Origin of the sequence: Vibrio sp. SCSIO 43133 (assembly GCF_023716845.1) — a bacterium.
Taxonomy (GTDB): domain Bacteria; phylum Pseudomonadota; class Gammaproteobacteria; order Enterobacterales; family Vibrionaceae; genus Vibrio; species Vibrio mediterranei.
Genome location: NZ_CP068024.1, coordinates 1,582,288 through 1,601,327, shown reverse-complemented (window position 1 = coordinate 1,601,327; position 19,040 = coordinate 1,582,288). Strand labels below are relative to the sequence as shown.

Here is a 19,040-nt window from a genome sequence, read left to right as displayed (position 1 = left end):
TCTAAGCTGAGCAAGTATTATTTATTGTTTTCCTTACCCAGAAAATACTCTTCGTACTTTCTGGCAACCCACTGATGAATGTGAAATCCAGTTTTGCGAACCAGGTACCAATCTACAGCAGCTAAAATAACCAAACCAATTATCGTTCCCATAGAAAACTCTCCATAAACATCGTGTGTAATTTCATAAAATAGTTAACAACACTGTGAACCTAAACAAGCTATTAGTGCTAGTTCCGGTTTTCCCGAACTTTACATAATACTGACGCATCACGTCCGACTAGGTGGCTGCTAATAGGCGGAACTTGAACCCAAACTGAAGAGCGTTACGAACCTGCTTGAGTTCATTATTAGCAGACTGCCTACAACGCGAGCTTAAACCCTTCATGTGTCGCTTTGAATCCAAGTTTTTCATAGAACCTGATTGCGTCAGGGCGCTGCTTGTCACTTGTTAGCTGAACGATTGTACAACCTTTGTTTTTTGCCAGTTCGATAGCATGTGCGAACATTTGCTCACCGAAGCCTTGTCCACGATAGTCGCTATGGATTCGGACTCCTTCGATAAGACAACGCCAACTACCAATATGCGTCAGGTATGGAATAAAGGTAATTTGAAGCATTCCAACTAGAGAGTTTTCCTGTTCAACAACAAGCAATTGGTTGTTTGGATCTCGTACAATAGCTGCGAACGCTTCAAGATAAGCGCTGTTCAACGGAATAGAGGAATCTTCTCTTTGACTACCAAGGGGGTCGTTTGAAAGCAAAGCAACAAGACTTTCTAAGTCTTCAAGAGTAGCTGAACGATATTTTAATCCCATTGAGGGTTCCTTTTTACTTTTGACTACTAACATCCTGTTAAAAGTAACAGTTTACCGCCTCCACACTCAAGCAAAGTCAACGTCTTCTTTAAACTCAACCAAACCAAAATCGGCGCCCTTTACGCGTCTACTTGAGTAGTTTTTCAGGTGCCCTTTCGCGATACCTTTATTTCAAATACGTCACATGGCGTACCTTGATGATATTTAAGCTGCCACAACTCTCCGACTAGAACCCAAATGGAACTGCGCTTGGTGAAGTTGCTAACTTGACCACCGTCATCAATTAAAGCAGATTCATACGTCAGCAATTGAACTGTTGGCTCTAACGCGACACATTCATAATTCTGAGAGTGTACCTGCACATTTGATGGTTTCTCCGTTTCCATCATTCGAACAATTGATTTGAAGTCGTAGCTATTACCTGATCTACCAACTTCTCTAAAGCCTGGATGGATAAGTCGCTCAATTTCTACTTTGTCTTGTCGGACTTCGAATTGGTGCAACGCAATTTCTTGTTCGATTAGTACTTCCATTAATTCTCCGAAATCGATAAGGCAACAAACGCCGCAATAAGGTTGAGCAACGCTTGCCATACTTGGGCCAAGCGTTGCTAATCACTAAATGCTTTGTTATGAGCCTGTTTTAATTGGTTTCGGCTTTGCCCAACATTTGGTCGATAACAGGTGTCATTTTTTCTTTCACACTATCAAACTTAGACATATCTAGACCACCTTTACCGTCGAGGTGATACTCACCATAAGCGATCTTCTTGTGATTTTTGTATAAACGAAGCTCTGCATGAGATAGGTAAGGAACGAAGTCCCATGACCTTAAAGCTGTGTAGGTAAGCTTGTAGTTGCAAGATTCAGGTACAAAATCAACGAACTCTGTCGTAATGCCGTGATATTGGAAGCGATCTTCGACTACTCCAACAAAATCATCAACTATGACTTTCGGGTTATTCTGAATACAGACATGCTCCAAACTATAGTCATTGGATACAGGCTCAACTGTAATTGATGTACAGCCGGAAACAATAAGAATTGAGCTTACAGCTAACAAACTTGACGCTTTCATATAGACAACCATTTGCATTATTTTAGTTGTAGCTGATTATACAAACGGAAACATATTAGTCATTGAAATATGTTAAGTTTTTCGATTTGACACGTAACGCCCAGTTAAGGGGTGAAGCACGCAATGACCAAGCCGCTGCAAGGTACTTCAACACCAAAACCAACGCATACCGAAAATGCCACGCGTGCTGAATCCCTCTTAAACTGTTTGTTAACTATCTTGTTTCGCTTTGCGCAGCTCTTCGAAAGCTGAATGCAGCTCTTTTATACGACGATACATATTGAACAAAGAAAAACCATTAAAAGGCACCACGCCAGACTGTAAGATGCCACCAGCACTTCCTGGGTAAAATGACAAGAAAATGCGATTTTTTTCTACGGACGCCTTAAAAACCTTTAACTGCTCTTCATTAACTTGCTTTAAGAAAGTAGTTATTGGATCAGTATCTTCTGGGTAGGAAACTGGAATATTAAACCATGTTTTCGATGCAACCTCATTCAGTGCTTTAGCTGCTGTATCGAAATTCGACTGAACCCTTGGGACCGACAGAAATAAATTGGCATATTTACCTGTAAACTGATGTACTTGAATCGACATAGCCACAAGCCTTTTACGCTTCAAGTCAATTTCTTGCCCTCTGCCGTTTTGGTAGGAAACCAAGAATCGTTTCTCTCGATTGTCTTTAGACTTTCGAATTTGTTCTGACACTTCTATCGTTTCATCGGCATAAATTTCACAATCAGTGACGAGTGATCCAACCTCAGTAAAGAAAGCATTTAGCTCTCCTGAAGCTTGCAGTTTTATATTTGCTAGTAATTGTGATTTCCAGTTTGAAGTAGCACTTGCGTAAGCAACCAAAAAGCCAATTACAGTTACCAATGAGCTAACTATCGCTATTTTCATTTCATTGCTAAGAGCATCTAACCAAACCATTAATTCTTCAAAAGAATATGCCGGGTAGCCAAGCAGGGCTTCGCTGAAGTGACGGATTATGAACATAGTGATCAACACACCGTACAAATTGCCAAGTAAAAAACGAGCGCAAACACCAAAGCTGATACAAACATAAAATAAGGTAGTTTTTACAATAGGTACATACTTCGAACTCAAATGTAATCTCCTAGATAGTTAACGCCCAATTAAATTGTGAGCAACGCTACCACCACACCCAAACACTTCACCGTAATCACCAAACCAATTGAAACCGAAAGTGCCGAGCGTTGCGAATCAGCTTGAATTGCTTGTTATGAATATTGGTTAAGAGTACTTCATTATCGAAACGATCTTAAATCCACAGTAAAAATTCATTTGGATAATGACTTGACGAAGTTCATCTGTTTTCAAAATCTTATAAGTAAATACTTCAGGATTATCACCTTCAGATTCTACATTTGCTAACAGCTCATCAGCTATTTGACCAAAGTTTTGAATTCTTTTGTTTACGTCAACACTATCTATGCTTGATAGATCCACCAACCCGCTGGTAATGACCTGAATATTACCAACAAATGTTTCTCCAAACTTATGGTAATGTAAAGCATAAGAAATATGTTCAATTGCAGTATCGAATCGGGCACGATCAATCTCAATGGCGGCAGTATGGATCACTTCACCATTTTCACCTTTCAGAGTAACTGGTGAGTTTTTTTTAGCGAACTCTGCAAATACATGAGGTGTTCTATTTACTGCTCTCATAATTTTTGTGCCAAATTGCGTCTGAGCAAGATCATTTGATATAACATTAGCCGCTAAGAAGAACAGCAAATATACGTCATCTTTTGACTTAGCCGTATTATGTTTCTCACAAGAACGAACGGTTATAAGGTTCTTTTTATAATTATCTCCATTTGGAATATCTTTCGCTTCAGAAAATATACATTTCGGAGGCACGTGCTCCTTCGTATTTCCTTCAGAATCACACATGTAACACTTTTCCACACGATCTCCTCTATTCATAACGCCACATTAAGGTGTGAGCAACGCTACCACAAAACTAAACCATACCACCTTAAACACAAAACCCAACGATGGAATGAAAAATGCCAAGCGTTGGGAATCACTCTTAAATGTTTTGTTAGGCAAATTTATTACTTCAACATTAATTCATTCCAATCGGGGAATTTACCTAAGTTGATTATTTTTATAATAGCTTCCACACAATACTCATCTCCCTCTTGAAGTAATTTTTTTGCTTCAACTCTTCCTCTATGCGCGACTTTAATCTTCGCATCGAGCTTTCCGGTATGAGCAGCTTGTGAACGACAGCTATATATAGATGAGAAGAAGTTAATTAACTCTTGTCTTTTGGTAAATTCACTCCCTAAAAACAAGGCAGCCCTTAAACGAAGAGTAAATGCAATCTGTTCTTTGTGAGACTTGTCATTTAGTAATAATGCTTCAAATGCAACACCCAAGTCGATTGCCTTATCCGCAGCATCGGAGCGACGACGAGCTTGATTCAAGCGCTCAATAGGAACCCGTAATAGGTCACGCACGCTTTGTGGTAATGCACAAAATTTAAGATAAAGATCTTTGTGTGAATCCCATTCTTGTTGAGTTAAAAGAATAGAACTTCGGGAGATTATATCAATGACTTGTCCACTCCACCCACCGCCAAGAAATTGTTTACATGGCGTATCATTTGAGACGTCGCTCCAACTTGCCACAGGGATAGGAGTGCCCGATTTTACTAATGTAAGAAACTCACAAAATTCATACAACGGTAAAAAATCTTGAGCCCTAGGATGCTTCTCTTCACCAAATGCTTTGGGGGAAATTTCAGTATCAACTACAGCTGCAGCCTCTGGTGGTTTGTAACCACTACCAATGGCTGGAGCAAAACCTAACTTCATTGCAAATTCTGGCTTCATATAAGGAGGAGAAATCGCCTCTTTTGCATGTGAAGCTTGCAGTTCATCAAACGGGATTAACTTAATTTTATTTGTTATATGAACTACATCTTGAACTGTAACTCCGGAGATTGCTAAAACGTTTTTACCACTAGTGAATTGAGAATCTAGGAAGTCAGCAAGTTTCTGAGTTGCTAATTCAGGTGAAGAAACCTGAGCTTGCCTAACTAACCAGCGAGCTAGCAACTCAAGGTTGACTCTTGATGCACCACTTCCAGTATTAAGCATCTTGTCATCAAAAACTTCTGATACAGTTTCTGATGACTGTAAGTATTGAGTAATATCTTTGATGTTCTCAAGAGCAATCTGATAATAAGGCACACTTTCAGATGAAACAGAATCAAATAAGCTGACTGTTACTTGAGGTGTTTCAGGTAACTCGGATATAACTTCTGTTAACTTATTAGTTAAAACATCACTATTCATTTTTTCCTCATACTTACTTTGCCTAACGTCCAATTAAGGGGTGAACAACGCTACCACCCAGCATAAGGCATTGTGCCATAAACACTAAAACTGAAGTAGAAGCGAAAGTGCCAAGCGTTGAGAATCCCTCTTAAATTGCTTGTTATATTTTGTTTTTTACATAGCTTGGGACATCAACTTTTTGCCCGCCTTGCAAAAAGTGATGATCAAATGCATAAGCTAGTTTTTCGAGAGGTGCTTCATTGTAGCCGACACTTTGAACTTCAGATATGTAACGTTGCAGAAAGCCACTAGCGCCAAGAGTCTTCCATTGGGCAACATGAACCAATTCATGAAAGTGTAAACGTAAATCTTGAGCGACACTCGGCACTATGTAATAAGTGTTTTTATATGTAATACCTTGAACTTCCATATCAAGAAAGTCACCTAAACCAGCTTGACGTAACTCTGGAAAATCTGGCTTTGGAACGCTATCAACGATTACAAAATATGAACTAGATAGAAACTCTTCAGAGTAGAAACCAGCGAAATCACGAGCAAATAACGCACAACTTTGTCGTTGATTAGAAAACCTTTCGTTTGTTAAATCAATCCATTCTTCGATTCTATTTAGCACGATGAACTCAAAAAAAATATAACGCCGCGTTAAGTGGTGAGCAACGCAGAGCACCTTACCTAAACCATTGTGCCGTAAACACTAAATGCAAAGCAAACCGAAAACGCCGAGCGTTGGGAATCCGTCTTAAACGCTTTGTTATAAAGATTTTTCGACAGTACCACATTCCCTCATATTTCTTAATTCCGCATTAACTATTCTTGTGGAAATATAAGGCGCGCCCTGATACAGCATGGCTAAGCTAACTACAACAGCTAGTGATGAAACGACTAAGCTAGGATAGTTTGGAACAGTAAAAACGACTGAAAGGCTGTACGAAAACCAAAGTATACTAAGAATGAAACCGGGCAAGCCTATAACCAAGTTATACAGCGAATAAAATTTGTCATACCACGGTAACTCTATTTGAAATTCCTGTTCCTCCACTTTTTCGAGGTCAGGTACTATCCTACCAACGCGTAGGATATGCTTAAACGAAATTCGAGCCCCTACTCGATCTTCTAAAGCTAAGAGACCGTTCAAGGTTATTTTACTAACCTTTAAGCCATGAGCTAGGAAAAACACTTCAACTTGCATTTGATCATCAAGGTGCTTTCGCAAACGAGGAGATAGATTTTCAATTGAAGAAGCTCGCTCTAGTGTAACTAAGCGTTGTTTTCTTTGTGCTGAAAACAGTGAGATTATTTTTTCAAGGTTAACCACCAAAGACAAAGCGATAACAAGAAATACAAACGAATAGTTTCCTTGTTCAATGTACTTCATGACCGAATCAACCATGCTTCGATTCCTCCATCTTTATAACGCCTTGTTAAGTAGCAGCTAACTACCACTACACTCAAACAAAGCCACCGTAATCACTAAACTCAATTCAAACCAAAATCGCCAAACGTTAGCTGTCTGCTTGAACAATTTGTTATGTATCATTTTCGACACTCAGAGCTAGACAAAATCAGGTTACCAAAATTCCTATTTTGTAAACGCAAGTCGATTACTACAGGTTTTTTGTTTTGATAATAACTTTTCAAAGGCTTTGACTTGCATGCCATGTTCTTAAAGCTAGCTAAATACCTAGTTTGATATTCTTTGAACTTGTTGTCATCACGACTAAAACCGATAAAGTCGAATCCGATATTTACCTGTTTCTCGCTCTCATAGTAACTAGACAACATAATTCTATGTTCAGGGATTATCTTAAGTTTCGAAGCTGACTGCTTAAGCACATTCTCTGTGTATTGCTGCTTAAAGTGACTAAATATCAATCCAGCAGCAAAGGTTACGAATATAATCACCACCCTTAATGTGGGATTAGTTTTTGCCATGTTTCCTCCGTGACACATAACGCTTTACTAAACGGCGCGTACGACCAACCTTGCCAAACACTCTGAACTTCAAACCAAAAGCGACACACGTATAGCGTCCGTTTGAGTAATTTGTTAGTTGCCTACGCCCCTATTCTCTTACTTGCGCCAAGATGCTCATTGCTTACCGCAATCTAAATTACTATCACCATACCGAGCTTGATAGCTGACAGAACTGACATCTTTCGATTAATGCGAGTTGGCGTGAAAAAGCAACCACCGAAGTCACTGAAGATCTGGTTGAGGAAGATGTCACTTCTGTTGCTCACGGACGGACACAAAAAGCAGTGCCGCGAAACCTCGATTGCTTCAGCGAATGACACTTTCGCGCAGCCACCGGAAAGAAAGTTAAGCAGTGGGGCTTATCGCTGCGTAGCTAACGGGACAATGGTGTGACCAGCAAATTTCTAAGTGCAACTAACGCCGCATTAAGGTGTGAGCGGCGCTTGGCTATACTTGAGCGAAGCGAAAGCGCCAAGCGTTGCGAATCACTCTTAAATGCTTTGTTATAGCGCTTTGTACGACTGAGCCACTATTGTATTGATTTCACTAGCCAATACTTGCGCTTGCTTCATGGTTTCCTGAACAGTCTCCCAGTTTTTCCAATGTTGCTGCCACTTCTCTGTACCCACGATTGATTCAAAGTCCAACTTCGTAGGAGTTTGCCATGTTTCATATTTTTGTAGTGCCTCAATGCGTTTATCTAGGTGTGCTATACCCCGTGTTTTAGGAGATAGCTTGGCATCACTCAGTATCCAGCTGTTCCAAGGCTTGTTACCTTTAGACTGGTTGCACTTTCCACATGATGGTACCAAATTATGTATCTCAGATATGTAGCCAGTTGGTTTCTTATCTAGGACAAGAGGTCGTAAATGATCCCACTCAGTAGCTGTAGAGCCACAATATGAACATTCGAACTTTTCTAATGTCATGCCTAGAATATGAAGCGCCGTTTTAACTTCTTCGTTAGTTGGCTCGACAACAGGGATAATTGAATTGATAAATGAGTTTGTGATGCTAGATGAACGCCCCGTAATCTTCATAGGTTTTGGCATCTTAAACAGTTGAAGATATTCCATAATTACTCCTGCGCTATAACGCCCAATTAAGTTGTGAGCAACGCTGCCACATTGCCTAAGCGCTTCACCGTAATCACCAAACTAATTGAAACCGCAAGCGCCGAGCGTTGCGAATCAGCTTGAATTGCTTGTTATGCGCTTACACGGCGGTCTAACAACCTGGTGGCTAAGGTATTCAAAGACCTAATTAATAGCTCTACATCAGCAATTGTGATGACTAAGCGCTGTCCTGCTTTATACGAATTATCGCCCGATTTATTAACGTATTTCTCATCTACTATCCCTTCGCTATGAGCAAGCAAGTGGCGCTTCTGGTACAAAACGTTTAATGCCGCTAATCCACTTTCTCCTAACCAATCATCGTATCCCTCGCCATATACCCCTTTCCAAAGTTCGCTTGATTGTTCAAGTCGTTGGAAAGCATTGAAAGGGGCTTTTCCGTTTGGTTGATACAACCCTTCACACAGTTTTTGAAAAGCCACTACACCATCAGATATACAAGTCTCGACTAAAGACCTACAGATTAATTCAGCTTCATCTTTGCCAACTTCATTTACCAACGAGTTTCGAATAACATCTATATTGTCTTTCTTCGCGGCTATTTTTCGAAGTGAATCAAAAAACGTTTGTTCCACTGAGTTATGACCGCAAGCAGGACAGAAATATGCACTACCAATGACAGCAAACCGAGAATTACATGACTCACATTGGATTTCCAACTGCATTTCTTCTGCTGCTTCAGCAGGTAAAGCTATAGTTCTTTTCATGCCGCCAGAGACTTTCAGCGACATCGAGATAAAACCCTTATTATTGTGACGCCTATTGAATTTTTTTGCATCTTCCTTCATTGCATTATGAATAACGCCTTCAAGTACCGACTTAGCTTCACTATGAGCGTGTTGCACTTGCTCTTTAGTAAACCATTGATCAGAAGTAGCTTCATGTTTGCACAATGGACACCATACAGCTTCATCTTCAAAAATGTTCTTCCAATCTTCTTCGTTTACTTTGAATTTAAATTCACATGATTCGGACGGGCATTGCTTATCAACATAACCTTTAGAGTCAGTTTCAATCGGAACTGAAACAGAGCTTAGTTTTTCCATTTCTTTTATTAGATTTTCGAACATATGCAAACACCTTCAATTTAAGCATCAAGATGAATATTGGGGCTGAAAATTCTACATCAACTACCAGCGAGGTAAAATAAGCGCATAACGCCCGCTTAAGTTGTGAGTGACGCTCCACTAAACTTAATTTGAACACCGTAACCACATAAGCCCAAATTGGTACCAAAAGTGCCGAACGTTACGAATCGACTTGAAGCGATTGTTATGTGCAATCTTCCCACGTTACTCGAACATTAGTTATTGGAACATTACTATTCGCTATTACGTCTATCGACACTCTGGTGCCATTTTGCATCATTTCTTTGAGACCTATACTGCTACATATCTTTGATGGAAGTTGATTGTGAGCATTTCTTTGAAACTTAGACTTTATCTCGTCTGTCACTATCGTGTTTTGGATATTGACGGCAATACTAATAATTTCATCGGTTAACGAAACGCTTCTCACATTGGTACGATCGTCCCCATCGAATAATAACCCGTGAATCACTTCCTTTAGCTGAGCATGTCTCTGTTCTTGACGGTAATCAAAATAAAAACCCCTTCCAAAAACTACCGTCAATATTAACAATGGAAAGATATAACGCAGATACTTCAATTTAACCCCTTACACATAACGCCTTGCTAAGATGCGGCTAACTGCCACGAAACCTAAACAAAGCCACCGTAATCTCTAAACCCAACCGAACCAAAAATGCCAAAGGTTAGCCGTCATTCTTGAGCAATTTGTTAGGTAACGAACTCAAAGGGAACACCTCATTTCAATTACATTCCCAAAAATGCCTGACTCAAGAAAATCTGCGCGTTTATAGAGACTTACAGCAGGATTATCGGGAAATACCCTAAGAGCAACTTCAGCTGAATTGTGCTGTTTTGCGTGCTTTTTAACTAATGTAAGGCAAGTAGTCCCTATACCCATTCCTTGAGCACTTTTGATTAGCTGAAAGTCTCTAAGATAAGTGGTCGTGTCTGCGTAACTAAAGCGGATGACACCCACTCGCTCTCCGTACGCATAAACCTCAAAATTGTCTAAGTTTTTCCAACTATCAGCGAACATTTCACTATCCCAAGAAATGTCATAACGCTGATAATACTCTGCCATATTTGCTTTCGTTAGACTTTCAGCGAACTCCCAATCTAACGCTGGCTTGAGAAAAACTTCCATATTCACTCCTAGTTACCTAACGCCCTGTTAAGGTGTGAGCAACGCAATACCGATGCCGCTGCATACCACCTTAAACACCAAAACCAACGCATAGTGAAAATGCCAAGCGTTGCGAATCACTCTTAAACAGTTTGTTAGCCTTTAAAGTCAGGATTAGGTTGAAGAGTAAACTGCCACAACGGTAGTTCCTCACCTTTATACCCGTTAGGTATTTCAACTGAAAATACGCTAGGTTCCAGGTTTGTGTCTAGAGCTATTACGCTTCTTTCGTATACGGTTTGCTCAGTGTACGACGAACTAATCATGGAGCTTAATTCACCGATCATGGAAAACACTTGCTCTTCCGGTGGAAAATCAGGTGAAAAAGAATATTTTACGCCCGCAAACACTCCATTGTCGTCAAGTGCCTCTGGTGCATTCTCCTTCCATGTACCAAACCTCATTAAATAAAAGGCAATAGACTTTTCTAGTTCATTCGTAATTTCTCGACCAGCGGAGTATAACTTTACATCGCCGATAATAAAGTTAACCTCACCGTTTTCACTGATAGTTGCTTCTTTGCTCAAGTCCGCGCGAAGCTCTAAGGTTAGGGATGGCTCAGTACCGATAGTTCTATCACCTAATATCGACATCTCGTTTTTAGCCATGGCGTTGATAAAGTCTATTACATATCTATTTTTCTGTTCGTCAAAGGAAGACTTAGATAATAAAAACCACTTATTGTGGCGAGAAAAATAGACTGCAAATAGCAATGGTGTCCCATGTAAGTCAGCATATGCTTCCAATTTTTCTAAGTACGATTTTCTAAATGGATAAGGTGATTTAACATTTGGAAAATGGCAGTTTTTAACTTCAATAAAGTACTGTTTCCCGTTATTGAGAACCACTTTATAGTCAGGAGCTTGTATGTTAGCTTCGGTTGTAAACGCTTCTCCACTATCTTCTTGCTTGATTAGCTTGCAGTTTCCTAGCGCTCCAGCAACATGCGCAAACAGAGATTCAACTCTCTTTCCGTGTAAAAGGGTTGGGTTTTCCTGCGATGACTTTAATGACTTACCAATACGTTCTATGAAGTCATCAGCATCGCCTTCAACTGTTAATTTATAACCATGTTCACGTCCCATGGCAGTGAATAGGTCTATAACCTCAAACTTTTCTGGATTTCGCTTAATTCTTTTCAATTTTCTCAACTCCAAGGAGAAGGCTAACGCCCTGTTAAGGTGTGAGCAACGCTATACCTATGCTTCCGCATACCACCTTAAACAATAAACGCAACGCATAGTAAAAATGCCATGCGTTGCGAATCACTCTTAAACAGTTTGTTATGCGCAAACGAGCCTACAACTCAGCATATATCTCACGCATATGTTTATCACCTTTCTTGTACCCCGGCGGATTATCTTCAAACACATCATTAGTAACAGTTAAGCTAGATATGTCATCCACGATGCATAAATCCCATTCATGACCTGGGGTAACATGACCGCCTTCTGTTTGATAGCAACGCAAAACTACATTGCCTTTTCTTGATTCCCCAATTGCAGCAGGCTGTGCAACTCGGTCGTAACCGCTGTAGGTAAAACGAATTTCAAGACGCTCATCAATAGCATCCATTAACGTTTGGATCATGTCCTTTCCTCTTTGTGTAATAAACCAAAGAAGAGAATAAACTAAAGAACTAGATACGTATGAGATCAATTGCGCATAACGCTTTGCTAAACGGCGCATACGACCAACCTTGCCAAACACTCTGAACTTCAAACCAAAAGTGACACACGTATAGCGTCCGTTTGAGTAATTTGTTAGTTGCCTACGCCCCTATTTTCTTACTTGCGCCAAGATGCTCATTGCTTACTGCTATCTAAATTACTATCACCATGCCGTGCTTGATAGCTGACAGAACTGACATATTTCGATTAATGCGAGTTGGCGCGAAAAAGAAACCACCGAAGTCACTGAAAAACAGGTTGAGGAAGATGTCATTTCTGTTGCTCACGGACGGGCACAAAAAGCAGTGCCGCGAAACCTCGATTACTACAGCGAATGACGCTTTCACGCTGCCACCGGAAAGAAAGTTAAGCAGTGGGGCTTATCGCTGCGTAGCTAACGAGATAGTGATGTGACCAGTAAATTTCTAAGTGCAACTAACGCTTTATAGACGGATTTTTTCCGTACTTCCGCACACGCTACCGCCTTCTAAAAACATAGAATCTAACCATGTTAGATCATTAGTGTATGAAAATCAGTAGATTAAGTATTATTAGCTTTGTTGCACATCACAAAATGCGGAAATTTTCCGTATAAGTCCTCAAATCTTACTTAGACTCAAGAACTGTACACAAACACAGTATTGGAGTAAGTAATGAAATCCCCGTTTTTGAACTACATTCGTGACTTTATGCGCGCGAGGCACTATTCGGAAAGGACGATAGACGCTTACCTCTCTTGGATATTTCAGTACATTGTTTATCACGACAAAAAGCATCCAAAGGAAATGGGTACTGCGGAGGTGGAAGATTTTCTTTCCTATTTGATCACAAGCCGTAACTTGGCTATGCGTACTCAGAATCAAGCACTCAACGCGTTAGTGTTTTTATATAAACATATCCTTCATGACCCTATAGACGTCAATATGCGCTTTAAGAAGTCTAATAAGAGCAAAAAGCTCCCTACTGTTCTCACAGTAAAGGAAGTGAGTAAAGTGCTTGAAAGTATGCCGCCGAACTTTTTATTGCCAGCACAACTCATGTATGGCTCTGGACTGCGTCTTATGGAGTGCCTTCGGCTCAGATATCAAGATATCGACTTTGATTATGGCGCGTTGAGAATATGGCGAGCGAAAGGAAATAAGAATCGAGTAGTGACGTTAGCCAGAGAGCTATTCCCAGCGATACGGCGACAGCAGCAACACGTTGAGAGTATTTGGAGGCAAGATGTTAAGCAGAGTGACTATTCCGGTGTGTGGCTCCCCAATGCATTGGCGACTAAATACCCAAACTCAAACAAAGAGCTCAACTGGCAGTTTCTGTTTCCTTCTGCTCGGCTGTCTATCGACCCTACTTCTGATTTAATTCGTCGACACCATATTAATGAGTCGAGCGTACAAAAAGCTCTGAAATCTGCGGTGAAAAAGACGGGGATAGAAAAGCGGGTTAGCTGTCACACGTTGCGACATTCATTTGCAACTCACTTATTGGAAAGTGGCGCAGATATTAGAACAGTGCAGGAACAATTAGGGCATACAGATCTTAAGACGACTCAAATATACACGCACGTCATTAACCGAGGAGCGAGTGGCGTGAAAAGTCCGTTATCTAATATTCTTTAGATACAAAAAAGGAGAGCTTTCGCTCCCCTTTTACATAGACCTAACTGCTAATTAAAGAGCAGCTTTCGCTTTTTCAACTAGAACTGCGAATGCAGCTTTGTCGAATACCGCGATGTCAGCAAGGATCTTACGGTCGATCTCGATAGATGCTTTCTTAAGACCGTTGATGAAACGGCTGTAAGATAGACCATTTTGACGAGATGCAGCGTTGATACGTGCAATCCACAGTTGACGGAATTGACGTTTCTTGTTGCGACGGTCACGGTAAGCGTATTGACCAGCTTTAGTAACTGCTTGGAAAGCTACGCGGTAAACACGTGAACGTGCACCGTAGTAACCTTTAGCTTGTTTTAGAACTTTCTTATGACGTGCACGAGCTTGTACACCACGTTTTACGCGAGGCATTATGTCTCTCCTAAACTAAACGATTGATAAACTAAAAAGAATTAAGCGTATGGCATCATACGAACAACTGCAGCCACTTCACACTTAGGAAGGATTGCATTTGGACGAAGCTGACGCTTGTTCTTAGTAGTACGCTTAGTCAGAATGTGACGTTTTGTAGCGTGCTTGTACTTAATACCACCAGCAGTTTTCTTAAAACGCTTAGCAGCACCTTTGTTGGTTTTCATCTTAGGCATGATGAATAACTCCGCATTGTTGAGTTGATTAAACAATAGTAATTAGGGCGAACAAAACCCAGCTGTTCAGAAAACAGCTGGGTTTTCTTACTTGTAAAGCCTTTAATTACTTCTTCTTAGGGGCCAATACCATGATCATTTGGCGACCTTCGATTCTAGTCGGGAAAGATTCTACTACAGCTAAATCTACAGTATCTTCTTTCAGACGATTTAGAACGTCGACACCAATGTCTTGGTGAGCCATTTCACGGCCACGGAAGCGAATTGTTACCTTCACTTTGTTGCCGTCTTCTAGGAAACGCGTCAGGTTGCGTAGTTTTACCTGATAGTCTCCAATATCAGTTCCAGGGCGGAATTTTACTTCCTTAATCTGAATCTGCTTTTGCTTCTTCTTCTGCTCTTTCGCAGCTTTGCTCTTCTCGAAGAGGAACTTGCCGTAGTCCATCACACGACAGACTGGTGGCTCGGCGTTAGGGCTGATCTCTACGAGATCCATACCAGCTTCTGCAGCTGCATCTAGTGCTTCTTGAATCGATACGACACCAACAGATTCACCATCTGCACCTGTTAGACGAACTTCACGAACGCCACGAATTTCACCGTTTAAACGGTGCTGGTTTTGTTTGGCCGGTTGTTGGCCACGTCTTCCGCCTTTAATAGCTTATTCCTCCAGATTGAGCTTACGGCTAGAAACCTCGGCTTGGATGTATGAGATAAAGTCATCCACTTTAAACTTGCCTAGGTCCTTACCCTTACGTGTACGTACTGCAATTTCTCCGGCTTCCATTTCTTGGTCGCCACAAACAAGCATGTACGGGATACGCTTCAAAGTATGTTCGCGGATTTTAAAGCCAATCTTCTCATTTCTCAAGTCCGCTTTGGCTCTAATTCCACTTTTTTGCAGTTTTTGTGTTACTTCTTGAACATAATCAGACTGTTTGTCAGTGATATTCATGATAACAGCTTGTTCTGGCGACAACCACGTTGGGAAGAAGCCAGCGTATTCTTCGATAAGAATACCGATGAAACGCTCAAGAGAACCTAGGATTGCACGGTGAATCATAACAGGAACTTGACGTTCGTTGTTTTCATCTACGTATGTAGCACCTAGACGACCCGGTAGGTTGAAGTCTAGCTGAACTGTACCACATTGCCATGCGCGATCTAGGCAATCATATAAAGTAAATTCGATCTTAGGACCGTAGAACGCACCCTCACCTTCTTGAATCTCGAATGGAATTTCCATTGCTTCAAGAGATTGTTTCAATGCTTCTTCAGAGCGATCCCAGATTTCATCACTACCTACACGCTTCTCAGGACGAGTCGACAGTTTCACCACGATGTTATCAAAACCAAACGTGTTGTATGTATCGTAAACCATCTTGATGCAAGAGGTTACTTCGTCTTGGATTTGGCTTTCAGTACAGAAGATGTGTGCATCATCCTGTGTGAAGCCACGAACACGCATGATGCCATGAAGTGCGCCTGACGGCTCGTTACGGTGACATGAGCCAAACTCAGCCATACGTAGCGGTAGATCACGGTAAGATTTAAGACCTTGGTTAAAGATCTGAACGTGACCTGGGCAGTTCATTGGTTTAATCGCGTATTCACGGTTTTCTGATGAAGTCGTGAACATTGCATCTGCGTACTTGTCCCAGTGACCAGAACGTTCCCAAAGAACGCGGTCCATCATTAGAGGACCTTTTACTTCTTGGTAGCCGTATTCAGTCAGTTTTTCACGAATGAATACTTCTAGGTCACGGAATACAGACCAACCGTTGTGGTGCCAGAACACCATGCCCGGTGCTTCTTGCTGCATGTGGAATAAATCCAGCTGCTTACCAATTTTACGGTGGTCACGTTTTGCCGCTTCTTCTAGACGCGTCAAGTGCGCTTTAAGCGCTTTTTTATCGTGGAATGCAGTACCGTAGATACGTTGAAGCATCTTGTTGTCACTGTTACCACGCCAATATGCGCCAGCCACGTTCAGTAGTTTGAAGTGTTGGCAGAAGCCCATGTTAGGAACATGAGGACCACGGCACATATCGATGTATTCTTCATGATGGTAAAGGCCTGGACGGTCGTCTTTAGAAACGTTCTCGTCTAGGATTTCCATCTTGTATGGTTCGCCGCGACTTTCAAATGTGTCACGAGCTTCCTGCCAGCTAACCTTTTTCTTGATAACTTGATACTTGGTTTTTGCTAGCTCTTTCATACGTTTTTCGATTTTTTCAACGTCTTCCATAGTAAGAGACTGTTCTAAATCGATATCGTAGTAAAAGCCATTGTCGATCGTAGGACCGATTGCCATTTTCACATCTGGGTACAGTTGTTTAATAGCGTGACCAAGTAAGTGAGCACAAGAGTGGCGAACAATTTCAAGACCGTCTTCGTCTTTCGCCGTGATGATTTCTAGGCTCGCATCGTTTTCAATTAAATCACAAGCATCTACGCGTTCGCCATCTACACGACCAGCGATGGTTGCTTTCGCAAGACCAGGACCGATTGAAAGAGCGACATCCATTGTAGAAACAGGGTTATCAAATTGACGTTGGCTACCGTCAGGAAGAGTAATTACAGGCATGTAGTATCCTATTTACAGTGGTCTTGCACACCAAGCAAGACATGTTTTATTGGTTAGCAATTTTCAGTGAAGCGAAAACTGCCGCGATTTCATTGTGTTATCAGCTTATTTTGATGCAAATACGGATGCACCAGCCAAAGCGAACGAACATTGTAAACAAAGCTCAAGAAATAACAATCAGAAATGTGACATGTTTAATAAAACAACGATAACTCGCCTCTCTCCCATTGCATGGTACACCTCGTAAATCCCTGCTATTACAGCCTGATTCTCGTTATGTGAATCTTTGATTTCACATCAATAGCTTCTAATCTATATATTAGGTATGTTGGAAAAAGGACTTCTTATGGACCACTCAGAATATTACGTCAAACTCAATCAAGATGGGCATTCTACCGTATATTGTGAAGGACACTTATCGCTAGGCAGCGAAGTTATCGAAGTTGAAAACCAATTCGACCAAAATCATGATGATTCCACCGCCATCATTATGCTTGCTAATGGCACTCGAATATCCGGAGTCAAAGTCGTCGAATAAGATAAACAAAAAGTAAAAAGGAGGCATGCTTGCCTCCTTTTTAACATCCTCACTCCGTGAGTCACGAACTCGCGTTAGCGTATCTCGCTTGCTGTATCCAAGCTCTTACCTCATTAGGCGACATAATGGCAGGATCACCCAACGATTTGTCATCGGCTTCAGCAAGCTGTTTTGGCAAAATATCAATAAGCAGTTCTAGATCTTTGTGGGAATGAATCTCCTCATCAAAGACCTTTGCCATATCACGACTGTACGACGCATGACGAGCCCTTGCCGCTTTGACTAACCCTTCTAACAGCGTATACCAAGTTGTCATAGGACCTTGCACGATCGAGACAGACTCTGCTGCTGAATCAATAAAGGCAAATGGCACGGTAGTAATCGGCTTGTTGTATTCCATCGCGGCCAAGATCCAATCGGTATCAAATGAAAAATCATACACTGTTGGATTACGAAGGATAACTTGCAGCGCATCACGAGAATATAGCTTAAATGCCGCCTGAGTATCTTTAATACCTTGAGAGAATATTTGCTCCCCTATCATGCGCTGCATATGGCGTAGAGTCTTAATGCCGATGCCCCAACGCTCTTCTTGTTTGACCAAAATCGACTCTGGATGTTTGCGATTACCTAAAACCACTTGTTTGGCCTGTTCTAAGTAAGGTTCTAGCAGCAATCCTATTTGCCCTAAATGAACTGAGTTGTCAGCATCGGTATAAACAACGACATCTGCGCCCTCATCTATGGCCTTTTGGCAACCAAGTACAATCGCTCCACCTTTACGAGAGTCGTCAGCACTATTCAGATTAGCTAACGGTCCTTCATCCGTATCCAAATGTTCCGACAGTTTAAATACTGTGACTTTATCGGGCTGCTCTGTGGTCTTAACGATACCTTTCGCAATATCAGCACTATCATGAGGGCATCCATCATCTACTGGGTAAAGATGCCAATCGATGCAACTTCCCGAAGTGATCCAAGCTAGCTGTTCTACCTTCATTCTCAACGAATCTTCACCGTTGGGGTTTTGTTCTGTTTTGGGGTTTAATCGATTGTGCTCTCCCCACATCGCAAACACCACACCAATGCGCAATGGTGTTTGGATTTTTCTTACAAAGCGCTTTGAGGCAACCAATTTAACAGCTAAGCGGTATTCCAGTGGCGCTTGGTCTTCTATCGCTAATTGCTTTAAGTCGCCAACAGATAGGCTGCTCAACGCATCCAGTTGCTCTGCTAATTGCAACAAGCCCCTTTGTTGGTGATTATCGGTAAGGTCGAAATGTACGTTCGAGTTTTGGAGAAGCGTAGATGCTTGCTTGAGATCTTGATTGCTAGCCATGGTCCCTGCCCTAGTTAGTGGAAACAAAAG

General features: G+C 41.3%; 22 protein-coding genes. 2 read left to right on the top strand and 20 right to left on the bottom strand.

Annotation, left to right across the window (positions count from 1 at the left end; all coding sequences use genetic code 11):
• Nucleotides 1-17 precede the first annotated feature (17 nt).
• The 15 genes from JKJ11_RS26020 to JKJ11_RS07615 all read right to left on the bottom strand — a co-directional run bounded on the left by JKJ11_RS26020 (nucleotide 18) and on the right by JKJ11_RS07615 (nucleotide 12,305).
• Nucleotides 18-152, bottom strand: coding sequence for a hypothetical protein (locus JKJ11_RS26020; protein WP_286036749.1), 135 nt, complete (start codon nucleotides 150-152; stop codon nucleotides 18-20).
• A 209-nt stretch (nucleotides 153-361) separates the two neighbouring features.
• On the bottom strand, nucleotides 362-817 hold the full coding sequence (locus JKJ11_RS07695; RefSeq protein ID WP_062460212.1) for a GNAT family N-acetyltransferase: 456 nt from the start codon (nucleotides 815-817) through the stop codon (nucleotides 362-364).
• Nucleotides 818-960: 143 nt separating this feature from the next.
• A complete protein-coding gene (locus JKJ11_RS07690; protein WP_006075005.1) occupies nucleotides 961-1,350 on the bottom strand; it encodes a nuclear transport factor 2 family protein in 390 nt (129 codons plus the stop codon).
• Between the two features lie 109 nt (nucleotides 1,351-1,459).
• The gene (locus tag JKJ11_RS07685) at nucleotides 1,460-1,894 is read right to left on the bottom strand and encodes an Sbal_3080 family lipoprotein (protein ID WP_038223160.1); all 435 of its coding nucleotides are present in this window, start codon (nucleotides 1,892-1,894) and stop codon (nucleotides 1,460-1,462) included.
• Between the two features lie 210 nt (nucleotides 1,895-2,104).
• Entirely contained in the window at nucleotides 2,105-3,004 is a 900-nt protein-coding gene (locus JKJ11_RS07675; protein ID WP_140266822.1) for a hypothetical protein, read from the bottom strand.
• Nucleotides 3,005-3,151: 147 nt separating this feature from the next.
• Nucleotides 3,152-3,850, bottom strand: coding sequence for a hypothetical protein (locus JKJ11_RS07670; protein ID WP_252039015.1), 699 nt, complete (start codon nucleotides 3,848-3,850; stop codon nucleotides 3,152-3,154).
• Between the two features lie 131 nt (nucleotides 3,851-3,981).
• Complete coding sequence (locus JKJ11_RS07665) at nucleotides 3,982-5,229, bottom strand: HEPN domain-containing protein (RefSeq protein WP_252039013.1); 1,248 nt, start codon at nucleotides 5,227-5,229, stop codon at nucleotides 3,982-3,984.
• Nucleotides 5,230-5,371: 142 nt separating this feature from the next.
• Nucleotides 5,372-5,845: a hypothetical protein gene (locus JKJ11_RS07660; RefSeq protein WP_252039012.1), complete on the bottom strand. Its 474-nt coding sequence runs from the start codon at nucleotides 5,843-5,845 to the stop codon at nucleotides 5,372-5,374.
• A 138-nt stretch (nucleotides 5,846-5,983) separates the two neighbouring features.
• A complete protein-coding gene (locus JKJ11_RS07655) occupies nucleotides 5,984-6,622 on the bottom strand; it encodes a hypothetical protein (protein ID WP_252039010.1) in 639 nt (212 codons plus the stop codon).
• A gap of 143 nt (nucleotides 6,623-6,765) precedes the next feature.
• Nucleotides 6,766-7,164, bottom strand: a complete 399-nt coding sequence (locus JKJ11_RS07650; RefSeq protein ID WP_252039009.1) for a hypothetical protein — start codon at nucleotides 7,162-7,164, stop codon at nucleotides 6,766-6,768.
• Nucleotides 7,165-7,709: 545 nt separating this feature from the next.
• A complete protein-coding gene (locus tag JKJ11_RS07645; RefSeq protein WP_252039008.1) occupies nucleotides 7,710-8,282 on the bottom strand; it encodes an HNH endonuclease in 573 nt (190 codons plus the stop codon).
• Between the two features lie 131 nt (nucleotides 8,283-8,413).
• Nucleotides 8,414-9,412 (bottom strand): hypothetical protein, encoded by a 999-nt coding sequence (locus JKJ11_RS07640; protein WP_252039007.1) that lies wholly within the window; start codon nucleotides 9,410-9,412, stop codon nucleotides 8,414-8,416.
• A gap of 742 nt (nucleotides 9,413-10,154) precedes the next feature.
• A complete protein-coding gene (locus tag JKJ11_RS07635; protein WP_252039006.1) occupies nucleotides 10,155-10,577 on the bottom strand; it encodes a GNAT family N-acetyltransferase in 423 nt (140 codons plus the stop codon).
• 134 nt (nucleotides 10,578-10,711) lie between these two features.
• Complete coding sequence (locus JKJ11_RS07625; RefSeq protein ID WP_252039005.1) at nucleotides 10,712-11,758, bottom strand: hypothetical protein; 1,047 nt, start codon at nucleotides 11,756-11,758, stop codon at nucleotides 10,712-10,714.
• 157 nt (nucleotides 11,759-11,915) lie between these two features.
• Nucleotides 11,916-12,305 (bottom strand): hypothetical protein, encoded by a 390-nt coding sequence (locus JKJ11_RS07615; RefSeq protein ID WP_252039004.1) that lies wholly within the window; start codon nucleotides 12,303-12,305, stop codon nucleotides 11,916-11,918.
• 634 nt (nucleotides 12,306-12,939) lie between these two features.
• Here JKJ11_RS07615 and JKJ11_RS07610 point away from each other — a divergent pair.
• Nucleotides 12,940-13,905, top strand: a complete 966-nt coding sequence (locus JKJ11_RS07610; protein ID WP_252039003.1) for an integron integrase — start codon at nucleotides 12,940-12,942, stop codon at nucleotides 13,903-13,905.
• A gap of 51 nt (nucleotides 13,906-13,956) precedes the next feature.
• Here JKJ11_RS07610 and rplT read toward each other — a convergent pair whose 3' ends face one another.
• From rplT to thrS, 4 genes are all read right to left on the bottom strand, one after another.
• The gene (gene rplT, locus JKJ11_RS07605) at nucleotides 13,957-14,310 is read right to left on the bottom strand and encodes a 50S ribosomal protein L20 (protein ID WP_004401084.1); all 354 of its coding nucleotides are present in this window, start codon (nucleotides 14,308-14,310) and stop codon (nucleotides 13,957-13,959) included.
• A 41-nt stretch (nucleotides 14,311-14,351) separates the two neighbouring features.
• Nucleotides 14,352-14,546 carry a 50S ribosomal protein L35 gene (gene rpmI, locus JKJ11_RS07600; protein ID WP_004401085.1) on the bottom strand — a complete coding sequence of 65 codons (195 nt, stop codon included), beginning with the start codon at nucleotides 14,544-14,546 and terminating at the stop codon, nucleotides 14,352-14,354.
• A 106-nt stretch (nucleotides 14,547-14,652) separates the two neighbouring features.
• Entirely contained in the window at nucleotides 14,653-15,141 is a 489-nt protein-coding gene (infC, locus tag JKJ11_RS07595) for a translation initiation factor IF-3 (protein WP_338116821.1), read from the bottom strand.
• 66 nt (nucleotides 15,142-15,207) lie between these two features.
• The gene (thrS, locus tag JKJ11_RS07590; protein ID WP_031494507.1) at nucleotides 15,208-17,133 is read right to left on the bottom strand and encodes a threonine--tRNA ligase; all 1,926 of its coding nucleotides are present in this window, start codon (nucleotides 17,131-17,133) and stop codon (nucleotides 15,208-15,210) included.
• A gap of 346 nt (nucleotides 17,134-17,479) precedes the next feature.
• Between thrS and JKJ11_RS07585 the strand changes: the two genes are divergently transcribed.
• Entirely contained in the window at nucleotides 17,480-17,671 is a 192-nt protein-coding gene (locus JKJ11_RS07585; RefSeq protein ID WP_124941089.1) for a hypothetical protein, read from the top strand.
• Between the two features lie 61 nt (nucleotides 17,672-17,732).
• Here the strand turns inward: JKJ11_RS07585 and JKJ11_RS07580 are convergent, their stop codons facing one another.
• Nucleotides 17,733-19,010 carry a glycosyltransferase gene (locus JKJ11_RS07580; protein ID WP_252039002.1) on the bottom strand — a complete coding sequence of 426 codons (1,278 nt, stop codon included), beginning with the start codon at nucleotides 19,008-19,010 and terminating at the stop codon, nucleotides 17,733-17,735.
• Nucleotides 19,011-19,040 lie beyond the last annotated feature (30 nt).